This window comes from Pseudonocardia sp. TRM90224 (genome assembly GCF_021245725.1).
Classification (GTDB): Bacteria; Actinomycetota; Actinomycetes; order Mycobacteriales; family Pseudonocardiaceae; genus Pseudonocardia.
In genome coordinates this window covers 109509-121044 of the sequence record NZ_JAJGSX010000022.1, presented here as the reverse complement: position 1 = coordinate 121044, position 11536 = coordinate 109509, and the positions used below count along the sequence as shown (strand labels likewise).

Below are 11536 nucleotides of genomic sequence, written 5' to 3'. Positions count from 1 at the left end.
GACCTCTTCGTGCTTTCACGACGTCTCCGATACCGATCCCGTCGAGTGATCCTCGTGGAGGACGACCGTGTCGACCCGCCTAGGGATGGGCTGTGTGTGCCACGTCACACTTCCGGCGGGCGGGCGGCGGCGCGACGTAGAGCCGCGGGTGGCGGATAGCGATGAGCGTGCCCCGCACGACGGCCTCCTTGAACGCCGCTGCCGGCCGGCCGGTCAGGACGGCGTTGCGCGGGCTGTCGTCGCGGTGCAGCACCTGGATGAGACCGTCGCGGCGCCCGAGGCTGAGGTTCTGCAGGTAGTAGCGCGGCAGGTGCGGCGAGCCTGGCTTTCCGGCGATGCGGGCGGCGATGGTGTCGGCGACCCTGAAGCCCATCGGCATCCCCGTGCCGCATCCCATCCGCACCGGCGGGCCCTCGGGCGTGTGCACGAGCGCGGCGTCGCCGACCCCGTAGATCTCCGGGTGGGAGATCGAGCGCAGGGTGCTGTCGGTGCGGATGCGGCCGTCGACGTCGGTGGTGATGCCCGCCTCGAACGCGGTCGGCGGCACCCGCAGACCCGCCGCCCAGATGACGGCATCGGACGGCAGGAGCTCGTCGCCCAGGTGCGTCCCCTCGGAGCACACGGCACGCACGGGCGATCCTGCGTGCACGGCGACACCCAGCCGGTCGAACGTGGCGCGCAAGTGGTCGCGCCCCCGCTCCGACAGCCATGAGCCGGGCTCGTCGGCCGAGACCAGCTGTACGTGCAGGCTCGGCAGCGACTCGGCGAGCTCCGCAACCGCCTCGATCCCCGAGGCCCCGGCCCCGACGATCGTGACCGTGCCGCCGGCCGCCGCGATCGACCTGATGTCCGCCGCCGCGGTCTCGGCGGAGGCCAGGTCGGCGAGCGCGTAGGCGTGCTCGGCGGCGCCGGGGACGTCGGTGCGCCCGATACCGCTGCCGAGCGCGTAGACGAGCGTGTCGTACTGGAGGTCGGGCGAGCCGGCGAGGTGCACCAGCCGGGCTTCGGCGTCGATGCCGGTGATGTGGTCGATCACCACGTCGATGCCGGTACCTGCCACCAGCTGCGCGATGGACGTGCCGCGCAGCCGCTGCCCGGCCATGAGCTGGTGCAGCCGCACCCGCTCGACGAACTGCGGTCGACCGTTCACGACGGTGATCCGGACGTCGGAGGGGCTGGTCCGGTACGCGAGGCGGGTTGCGGTGACGAGACCGGCGTACCCGCCGCCGGCCACGACGATCCGGTGGGTCATGGTGAGCTCCTCGTTCGGTTCCGGTTGAGATCGCTACCTGAACCGGCGAGTGGGACCGTCCATGACAGCCCACGCTGTGATCGCGCTTACGCGCCCTGCTCCGGGGTGCGCTGCCGCCACAACGCGATCAGCGTGGCGACCGTCTCCGCGTCGACCGTCGTGTGGCCCAGCTGGCGCGCCATGAACGCGAGCTTCTCGGGGCTCATGACCGAGCGCATCGAGGTGATCCGCCCGCCTTCGACCTCGATGATCGCGACGAGCATGAGGCGCCCGCCTCCGGTCGCCACGACGGCCGGGGCGCCGTTGACCTCCAGCATCGACAGCTGCACATCGAGCGCGGGGATCTCCCGCAGCCTGCCCAGCGTCGCCATGACATAGCGCACGAAGTGGTCGACGCCCCGAATCGGGCGCCGTGCGGCCGGGACCGTGCCGCCGCCGTCCGCCCATGCCGTCACGTCGGCGGAGAGCATGCGCACCAGCTCGTCGTGGTCGCCGCGTTGGGCTGCGGCGAGGAAGCTGCCGACCAGCCGCTGCGACTCGGCGTCCGATGCGGTGAAGCGGGCCTGCGTGTTCGACTGCGCGGCCTCGAGGCGGACCTTGGCACGTCGCAGCAACTGCTGGGACGCCGACTCGCTGATGCCGATCATCTCGGCGATCTCGTGGTGGGTGTGCGCGAACGCCTCGCGCAACACGAACACCGCCCGCTCGGATGGGGTGAGCCGTTCCAGCAGCACCAGCAACCCGAACGAGAGGGCGTCACGCTGCTCGACGACATCGGCAGGGCCGGGCAGAGCGGTCGCGACGGGCTCCGGGAGCCAGGTGCCGACGTACTGCTCCCTGGTGGCGCGGGCCGAGGTGAGCCGGTTGAGGCAGATGCGGGTCAGCACCGTGGTGAGCCACGCGGCGGGCGTGACGATCGCAGCGCTTTCGGCGCCCGCCCAGCGCAGGTACGTGTCCTGCACGGCGTCCTCCGCATCGCCGGCGGAACCGAGCATGCGGTAGGCGACCGCGAACAGCCGCGGCCGATGGGTCTCGAAGACCTCGGCAACCGCCTCTGCCGTCACGGCACCGACGATAGGCGTTGCCGGCGGCGACGTCCCGGCGTCCCGGCTAGCGCGCAGGCGACCGCCGTCGAGGCGGCGGGGGCGGCTCGTCCTCGGTCCGCAGGCGAGAACGCGCGCGGGTGACGACGAGCGCGATACCCGACCCGAACATGGCGCCGCCGAGGAAGATGAGCAGCAGCAGCTGGCTCTGCGGGATGCCAGCGGCCTTTGCGGTGTCGACCGCGGGCTGCAGCACCTTGACGTCGTAGCGCTCCAGCATCGTCTTGACCACCGGGTTGGCCGCTTGCACCATCGCGTCGAGCCCGGTCTCGGCGGCCGATGCCGTCGGCGCATCGAGCTTCACGTCGATCAGCACGGAGGTGCCGAGCAGCGTCGACGTCGCCGCGAGGTCAGTGGGCGCCACGCCTGCGGCCTTCGCCGCGACGTCCTTGAACCGCCCCTGCAGGTAGAACTGAGCCGCGATGGTGCTCGGCGTACCCGCGCTGATCTTGTCCCAGAGCCCGGCGCGCGTCTCCTCCAGCTCGGCGGCCACGTCCGCGGCCGTCGGTGGCAGCTCGCCCGGTTTCAGCGGCTTGGGCGGGGGCGGGACCGGCGCCGGGACGATCGCGAGCACGGTCTCCGCGCGGTAGACGCGCTCGGGGAGCACCCCCGACCCCAGCGCGACCACCACGGCCAGCACACCCACGATCAAACCCGCTGCCGCGATCACGATCATCGAGCGCCGCGATGAACCCGCCATCACTCCTGCCCACCTGATCGGATGCCATCCACGAGGAGAACGGTACCCGGACAGCCGCTTGCGCCTGGAGGCGAGCAGGATGCTCGCGTTCCGCACGCACCCACCACCGCCGATGGTGGGGCAGGCCGTACTGACGTGACCGGCCGACCTGCTGGAGACTCCGGACCATGACCGACGCGGTGCTCCGAACGGCGCCTCGCGTGCTGGGCGGGGCGCGATACCTGCTGATCACCCTGCCTGCGGCGATGGTGACGCTCTTCGCGCCGCCGCTGCTGCTCGCGGCAACGATGACGATCACATTCGCGGGCGCCGGGTTCGTCGTGCTGCCGGCGGCGCTGGGTGTGCTGCGCAGCTGGGCCGAATGGCACCGGCGCCGCGGGAGCCGGCTGCTCGACGTGCCGTTCGAACCGCGCCCGCTCCCCGTCACCGGTGAGGGCCCGCGGTGGCGCCGCTACCTCCGCGACCGGGGTGTGCGCCGCGACCTGCGCTGGATCTTCGTCGCCATCGGCACCGGGTTGCCGACCGGGCTCTTGGCTCTCTACGTCGTCGGGGACGTCCTCTTCACCTGCATCGCCACCCCGCTGTGGTGGGTGTTCCCCGAGGCGGAGCCGCTGCGGCTGCTGCTGGTCGTCCCGGTGACGAGCTGGGCGGCCGCGCTGCTCGCGCCGGTGCAGGTGCTCCTCGTCGGCGCGCTCGGCTGGTGGGCGTTGCCTCGACTGTCCCGGTGGCACGCGCGCACCTGCCTCGCCGTGCTCGCGCCGTCGCCGGAGGACGAGATGGCCCGCCGGGTCGACGTGCTCACCCGCTCGCGGGCCGACGCCGTCGACGCGCACGGCGCCGAGCTGCGCCGGATCGAGCGCGATCTGCACGACGGCACGCAGGCCCGGCTCGTCGCGATCGCGATGCGGCTCGGGGTGGCGAGGGAGTCGCTCACCGCCGATCCGGAGACGGCCGCGATGCTGCTGAAGCAGGCGCACGAGGGGACGGAGGAGGCGATGACGGAGCTGCGTGCCGTGATCCGCACGATCTACCCGCCGATCCTCGCCGACCGCGGCCTGCTCGGAGCCCTCACGGCGCTCACGACCCGCGCGGGGGTGCCGGTCCGGCTCGAGACCGACGACCTCGGGCGGCTCCCGGCTGCGGTGGAGGCCGCCGCCTACTTCGTGGTGTCGGAGGCGGTCACGAACGCGACCAAGCACAGCGGCGCGACGAACGTCCTGGTCCGGCTCGGCAAGCGCGACGCGTCGCTCGCGATCACGGTCACCGACGACGGCATGGGCGGCGTCGACGAGTCGAAGGGCACCGGCCTCGTCGGGCTGCGGGGCAGGGTGGCCGCGTTGGACGGCACCACCGACGTCTCGAGCCCCGCCGGCGGCCCGACGGTGATCTCCGTGGAGCTGCCGTGCAGGTCGTGATCGTCGAGGACAACGTCCTGCTCTCGGCAGGTCTGGAGCTGATCCTCGACACCAGGGGCATCGAGGTCGCCGCGTGCGTCGGCGACGCGCCGACGTTCCTCGCCGCCGTCGAGGAGCACCGGCCGGACGCCGCGATCGTGGACGTCCGGTTGCCTCCGACGTTCCGGGACGAGGGCATCAAGGCCGCGTTGCAGGCCCGCCGGAACCGTCCCGAACTGCCGGTGCTCGTGCTCTCCCAGTACGTCGAGCAGGACTACGCGCGCGAGCTGCTCTCCGACGGCCGCGGCGGGGTCGGCTACCTGCTCAAGGACCGCGTGAGCCGGGTCGGTGAGTTCGTCGACGCGCTCGAACGGGTCGCGGCGGGAGCCACCGTGATGGACCCCGAGGTGGTCGCGCAGCTGCTCAGCAGGCGCGACGACCTCGTCGGCTCGCTCACGCCGCGCGAGCGGGAGGTGCTCGCGTTGATGGCGGAGGGGCACGACAACTCGACGATCCGCTCGCGGCTGGTCGTCAGCGACAACGCCGTCCACAAGCACATCGGCAACATCTTCGCGAAACTCGGCCTCGGCCAGCACGACAGCGGCCACCGGCGGGTGCTGGCCGTGCTCGCGTACCTCGGGAGCGGGCGGACCGGCGGCTGAACGTCGCGGTCACTCGAGCCGGTCGCCGCAGGAGTCCAGCGACCACACCTGCTCCACGGCCGGGACCAGCTGGGTCTCCGCGAGCACCTTCAGCGCGTCGAGCTTGGCCTGGTCGGTGATCGCGTCACGGCGGACGTAGTCGGTGAACGACCCGTGCGATGCGATCTCGACGTAGTCGCGCTCCAGCCGCGGGTCCTCGTCGAGGCCGGGCTCGGAGAACCAGAACTCGTGCGCCTTGATGAAGGTCGGCTTGACGACGTCGTAGATGTGGTCGGCGAACGCCGGGTAGTTCTCGCTCGCCCAGAACCTCGCGATCTGCGCGTCGGCGAGCCCCGCCAGGTCGACGAGCCGCAGCTTGCTCGCCATCGCCGAGCCGCCCAGGTCGGGAGCCAGCACCGACGGGTTCGGAGCTGCCGCGTTCGGCAGTCCGAGCGCGGCCGCGTAGCTGTTCACCATCCGTCCCGAGTGCTCGGTGACCACGCACACGCCGATCGTCGGATCGTCGGTGAACTCGACCGACGCCTCCCACATCGCCGGCGCCGACGACACGGCCGCGGCGCCGAGCACCACCACACCGGCGGCGGTCAGCAGCCGTCGGCCCGACCAGAACGCCGCCGCCAGCTGCGCGGCCGACAAGACCGTCAGCAACGCACCCAGCGCCCACACCGGCGTGGCGAACCGCAGCTGCACCATCCAGTCGGCCTGGAGGATCGTGAACGCCGCCACCGCCAGCACGAACGGCACGAGCACCGCGACCATCGGCCGCCGCAACGGCCCGCCCAGCACGAACGCCGCCACGACGACCACCGCGGCGGCGCCGATCACCGGCCACCCCGCGTACGTGCCCAGCTCGACCGGCTGCGCGAACGCCTCCCAGGTCGGCGCCTGCTGCCCCTTCGCGATCGCGGTGTTCGGCAACCACTCCCCGAACGTCGCCACCCGCCACACCAGGTACGCACCGAACGGCACCACGAACGCCACGCACGAGATCGCAACTGCAGCCGCAGTACGGCCAATCTGCCCGCGCCGCATCAGCACGATCGCCACCAACGGGAATGCCCCCGCGTAGATCACACCGTCCGGACGGGTCAGTGCCGCTACCGCAGCGAGCAACCCGCACCACACCGCCAATCGCGTCCCGAGCAGGCCATCTTCTGTGGCACCGGAATAACGATCGGCAATTTGATCGGAAGCAATAGCGGGCACCATGAGCGCGACCAGCCATACCGCCACGGCGACCAGCAGCGAGTTCTCGAGCCCGGACAGCACCCAGATCACGAACGACGGCGTCGCCGCCACCAACACCCCGGCGATCACCGTCACCAGCGCAGGCCGCGCCACCACCGCACGCGCCACCCGGTAGAACCCGGCGAACATCACCGCCACCAGCACCAACGCCAGCGCCTTCGGGAACGCCACGTAGTCCGGCACCCCGAACCACGTGCCGCGGTCGAACAGCCCCAACCAGCTGCCCAACACGTGCAGCGCCATCCACGCCGGGTTCGAGTACCCCTCCACCGGGGGCGCGCCCACCTGCAGCACCGGCCCCGCCCCGGCCGCGATCGACCTCGCGTACGCGAACGTGATCGCCGCATCGTCGACGATCCACCGGCCGTACAGCCAGCCGTGCGCCCCGACCAGTGCGGTCGGCACCACTACGGCGATCGCCGCAGGCCAGAACCTGCTTGGCGGCCGCACCGCCCGATGCCGTGTGGGCGGCCGCCCGAGCTCCTGCGAACCGGTTCCGTTGACCCTTACGGAAGACGTCGTCATCTGCCAGTCCTCGTGGAAAGGAAAGCCCCCTGAACGAGCCCGTCATCGGGCCCGCTGGCATGCCGGTCGAGGTGCGCTGGGGAGCACCGCTCACTCGACGGACACACAGAGCGTAAGGCACGACACTTCCTTCTTCCTCATCGATCGGTCAGTTCTGACGTGATTCGGATGATTTAGCTACACGGCGTTACCAGACGGCGGCGCGCCGCTCGTACTAATCTCGATCGGGTGCAAGCCGACGTGGGCGCGGAGCCGCCCCTTCGAGTCCGGGTCGGCCTGCTCGGGACGCTGGTGCTGGACACCGGCGCAGGTCCGGTTGCGGTGAGCGGAGCCCGCCTGCGGGCACTGCTCGCCAGGCTCGCGCTCGACGCCGGTCGTGCCGTGCGGCCGGAGGTGCTGGTCGGGGCGCTGTGGGAGGAGGCGGCGCCACCGGCTGACGAGGCGAACGCCCTCCAGTCGCTGGTCTCGCGGTTGCGGCGGATCCTCGGTGATCCAGCACTGCTGACCTCGGACCCGGCCGGATACCGGCTGGCCGCCGACGTGGATACCGCCCGGTTCGAAGCGTTGGCCCGGTCGGGACGGCAACTGCTCGCACGCGGCAGCACCGCCGAGGCTGCGGCGACCCTGCGCGAGGCGCTCGCGCTCTGGCGCGGGCCTGCACTTGCCGACGTCCGCGAGGCCCCGTTCATCGACGCGGAGATCGAGCGGCTGGAACGGGCCCGGCTGGCAGCGCTGGAGGACCGCATCGAGGCCGACCTCGTGCTCGGGTTTCCCCAGGTCGATCCCGATCTCGTCGAGGAGATCGAGCTGCTGGCCGCTGATCACCCGTTGCACGAGCGGTTGCACGCCCAGCTGATGAGGGCGCTCGCCGCAGCCGGTCGGGGTACGGAGGCGCTGGCCGCCTACCAGCAGCTGCGGGACCGACTGGTCGAGGCGTTCGGCAGCGATCCCGGCCCGGTGTTGCAGTCGGCCCACCTCGCGGTGCTGCGCGGTGAGGCGGGCGGCGGCCCGCGGCCCGCGGCTCGTGGCAACCTGGACGCCTCGTTGACCAGCTTCGTCGGCCGCGACGACGACGTCCGCCAGGTGGTCGAGCTGCTCGGCAGAGCGCGGCTGGTCACGCTGGTCGGACCGGGTGGGGCGGGCAAGACGCGGCTCGCCACCACCATCGGCAGCCGGCTCACGGCGCCTGGCGGGGTGTGGTTCGTCGCGCTTGCCCCGGTCGATGCCCCGGACGTACACAGCACGGTGCTCGACGTCCTGCGAGCACGGGAAGCCGGCCGGCCCGCGTTGCCACCAGCGGTCGACACGCTGGATCGGCTGGTCGACCTGCTCAGCGACGACGACGTCGTGTTGGTGCTCGACAACTGCGAGCACGTGATCGATGCCGCGGCAGCGATGGTCGAGAAGCTGCTCGGCCGCTGCCCACGGCTGCGGGTGCTGACGACCAGCCGGGAGCCGCTCCGGATCGGGGGCGAGCACCTGCACCCGGTGCCGCCGCTCGATCCCCCCTCGGCGATCCGGTTGTTCGCCGAGCGCGCCACCGCGGTGCGTCCCGACTTCACGCTCGACAGCGACACGTCGACCGCCGCAACCGAGATCTGCCAGCGGCTCGACGGCCTGCCACTGCCGATCGAGCTGGCCGCGGCCCGCTTGCGGACCCTGCCCATCGAGATAGTGGCAGCACGGCTGGACGACCGGTTCCGGCTGCTCACCGGCGGCAGCCGCACCGCGCTGCCCCGGCACCGGACCCTGCATGCCGTGGTGGCGTGGAGCTGGGACCTGCTTGCCGACGACGAGCGGTTGCTCCTGGAGCGGCTCTCGGTGGTGCCCGGCAGCTTCGGGGAGGACGCCGCGCAAGCCATCGGCGGTCTCGACGCTCCCGAACTGCTGGCCGCGCTCGTCGACAAATCGCTGCTGCAAACCGCCGAGACCGACGGCACGGACGACCCGCGATACCGGATGCTCGAGACCATCCGGGAGTACGGCCTGGAGCAGCTCGCTGCTCGCGCCGAGACCGATGACGTCAGGGCACGGCACGCCGCGTTCTTCCTCGAATTGGCCAAGACCGCCGACCCGCACCTGCGCACCCGCGACCAGCTGCGATGGCTGGCCCGGCTCGAGGCCGAGCGCGACAATCTGCTGACCGCATTCCGCTGGACGATCGCCCAGGCGGACGCCGACGCGGCGGCCAGGTTCGGAGCCGCGCTGAGCTGGTACTGGTCGCTGCAAGGCAATCCACCCGAGACGCTCGATCTGCTCGACCGAACACTCGCGCTACGAGGACCCGCCGATCCCACCGCCCGCGCAGTCGTCGTCGCGGCGCGCGGCCTCAACACCGGCCCCCACAGCCGGCCCGACCAGTTCGCAGCCGACCTCAGCGATGTCGTGCAGGCGATCAACGGCATCGACGGCGCTCTCCACCCGTTGCTCGAAGAGGTCAGGCTGGCGGCCATGATCGCCGCACCGGACGCCATGCAGCAGCCGTTCCCCGACGATCCGCGTGAGCGACCCGATGCATGGAGCCGCGCAGCCGGGCTGCTCATCCGCGGCCAGCTGGCCAGGATCACCGGGAAGGTCGACGAGGCCAGGATCCTCCTCACCGAGGCGTTGAACGGCTTCGAGCGGCTCGGCGAGCGATGGGGCACGGCGACTGCGCTCAGCTCCCTCGAACCGATCCTGAGGCTCTCCGGAGAGCTGCACGGCCTGCCCGAGATGCACGAGCGGGCCACGCGGTGCTTCCATGAGCTGGGCATGGCGGAGTACTCGATCGAGAACGAGGTGGGCGCCGCGGTGAACCGCGCCGCGACCGGCGACCTGGACGGTGGGCGTCGTCGGCTCCACGACCTGCTCGACGAGTTTGCATCCGCTCCGGCCGAGGTCGTCGCCCCCGTGCATTTCGGCCTCGCCCAGCTGGAGTGGCGGGCCGGACGCTTGGAGCAGACGCGCGACCACGCCGAAGAGGGCCTCAGCGAGAAGACCCCGCCCCACCTCGCCGCCCTCCTGCTGTGCCTGCTCGCGCAGGTGGACGCAGCCGAGGAGCGGCCGGACGACGCGGCGCGCCGCCTCAACCATGTCGCCGTGCGGCTGATGCTGACCTGGGACACCCCGATCGCAGCCGAGATCGCCGTCACGACGGCCTGGATCGAGTTGAGCCGCGGTCGGCCCATCGCGGCGGTACAGCTGCTCGGCGCCGCAGCCACGCTGCGCGGCGCCGGCGACGGCGCGGACCTCGACGCCCGACGGATCGCCGAGCAGACCACGCTTGCGCTGGACGAAGACGACTTCATGGCAGCGCATGCCGCCGGGGCAGCGCTTTCGTGGGCCGAGGCGAAGGACCTGGTCGCTGCGGTGATCATCGGGGGCTGACCTGCGCGCCCAGCATGGAGCAGACCACCGCGCTACTCAGCGCCTTGCCCGCCTCGGCGACCTTCGGGTCGACCACGAACTCCGAGACGAGCTCGCTCGGGATGAGCACCGACGCCGTGCGGGTGCCGGTGCGGTCGGTGAGGTTGGTGCTCAGGTACCCGGTGATCCCACCGTCGTGCGCCCAGATCGTGCCGCAAGGCGTGGTGCTCGTCATGATGCCCAGCCCGGCGCCGGGCCCGCCGGGGTCGGCCGGATCCTGCGGGACGGCGGTGAGCATCTCTTTCAGCTGGGCCGGAGGCAGCAGCTGCCCAGACATCAACGCCTGGAAGAAGCGCCCCCAGTCGTGTGTGGTCGACACCACCGCGCCGGCGGCGCCGCCCCACGTCGGGTCGTTGGCGGAAACGTCCACGTGCCCATCGAGGGGCTCTCCGGCGACGGTCCGGAACTCGACCGGCACGCCCTCCGGCATGTGGGCCGAGTCCGGCTCGTACCCGTGCGCATGCCGCCCGCGCCATTCGCCGTCCGTCGCGAGGTAGGTGTGCCGCAGGTCGAGCGGCCGGACGATCCGGTCGCGGAGGAGCTCGGCGAGGCTCGTTCCCGTCGCGCGTTCGAGCACCGCGCCGATCGCGGCGTAGTCGGTGTTGCTGTAGGCCCAACCCGTGCCGGGCGGGAACAGCGGCGCGCCGGCGGCGCCGATCGCGAGCAGCTCGCTCGACCTCCAGGTCCGTCGTTCGGTGCCGAGGATCGACGGCCGCAGGGCGGCGTCCTGCGTGTAGTCGAACAGGCCGCTGGTGTGGTTGAGCAGCATCTTCAGCATGATCGCGCCGCCGTTCGGGACCTGGCCCGGCAACCACTTCTCGACCGGATCGGAGAGACTCAGCTTGTTCTCGGCAGTCAGCTGCAGCGCGACCGTCGCGACCATGGCCTTCGTGTTGGAGCCCATGCGGAACTCGTCGTCGGGCCGTAGTCGCTGGTGCCGCGCCGCCCACGGCGCCTGCTCGACGATCTCGATCGGACGCCCGCTGCCGTCGTCCACGCGCACGATGACGCCCGGTGCGCCCGCGGCCACCACTTTGCGGGCGAGCTCCGTCAGTTGGCCGCGCGCCGGCTCGGGGCCGGTGCCGGCAGGTGTTCGCGCCGCCGCAGCCGCCGGCCAGCCGACCACGACGGCCGCCGCGGCGACCAGCCCGACGACCAGCGCGGGCCCGATCCGCCGTCGCCGGGACCACCGGGCGGTGGATGGATCTCTTCGGTGCATGTCGGTCCTCCGGGCTTGCTCGATCTGA

8 protein-coding genes are annotated in these 11536 nt (G+C 71.9%); 3 read left to right on the top strand and 5 right to left on the bottom strand.

What is annotated here, in order from left to right:
* Window positions 1-79 precede the first annotated feature (79 nt).
* The 3 genes from LL648_RS27035 to LL648_RS27025 all read right to left on the bottom strand — a co-directional run bounded on the left by LL648_RS27035 (window position 80) and on the right by LL648_RS27025 (window position 3055).
* Window positions 80-1252, bottom strand: a complete 1173-nt coding sequence (locus LL648_RS27035; protein WP_232665548.1) for an NAD(P)/FAD-dependent oxidoreductase — start codon at window positions 1250-1252, stop codon at window positions 80-82.
* Between the two features lie 86 nt (window positions 1253-1338).
* Window positions 1339-2316, bottom strand: coding sequence for an RNA polymerase sigma factor SigJ (sigJ, locus tag LL648_RS27030; RefSeq protein ID WP_232665547.1), 978 nt, complete (start codon window positions 2314-2316; stop codon window positions 1339-1341).
* A 46-nt stretch (window positions 2317-2362) separates the two neighbouring features.
* Complete coding sequence (locus LL648_RS27025) at window positions 2363-3055, bottom strand: hypothetical protein (protein ID WP_232665546.1); 693 nt, start codon at window positions 3053-3055, stop codon at window positions 2363-2365.
* A 167-nt stretch (window positions 3056-3222) separates the two neighbouring features.
* Here LL648_RS27025 and LL648_RS27020 point away from each other — a divergent pair, with 167 nt between their 5' ends.
* On the top strand, window positions 3223-4470 hold the full coding sequence (locus LL648_RS27020; RefSeq protein ID WP_232665545.1) for a sensor histidine kinase: 1248 nt from the start codon (window positions 3223-3225) through the stop codon (window positions 4468-4470).
* A complete protein-coding gene (locus tag LL648_RS27015) occupies window positions 4458-5111 on the top strand; it encodes a response regulator transcription factor (RefSeq protein WP_232665544.1) in 654 nt (217 codons plus the stop codon). The genes LL648_RS27020 and LL648_RS27015 overlap by 13 nt, the downstream gene beginning before the upstream one ends.
* 9 nt (window positions 5112-5120) lie before the next feature.
* Here the strand turns inward: LL648_RS27015 and LL648_RS27010 are convergent, their stop codons facing one another.
* A complete protein-coding gene (locus LL648_RS27010; RefSeq protein WP_232665543.1) occupies window positions 5121-6764 on the bottom strand; it encodes a hypothetical protein in 1644 nt (547 codons plus the stop codon).
* Between the two features lie 348 nt (window positions 6765-7112).
* Between LL648_RS27010 and LL648_RS27005 the strand changes: the two genes are divergently transcribed.
* Window positions 7113-10250, top strand: a complete 3138-nt coding sequence (locus LL648_RS27005) for a BTAD domain-containing putative transcriptional regulator (RefSeq protein WP_232665542.1) — start codon at window positions 7113-7115, stop codon at window positions 10248-10250.
* On the opposite strand, the gene LL648_RS27000 is transcribed toward LL648_RS27005, so the two are convergent.
* Entirely contained in the window at window positions 10237-11508 is a 1272-nt protein-coding gene (locus LL648_RS27000) for a serine hydrolase domain-containing protein (protein WP_232665541.1), read from the bottom strand. The genes LL648_RS27005 and LL648_RS27000 overlap by 14 nt on opposite strands.
* Between the last annotated feature and the right edge of the window lie 28 nt (window positions 11509-11536).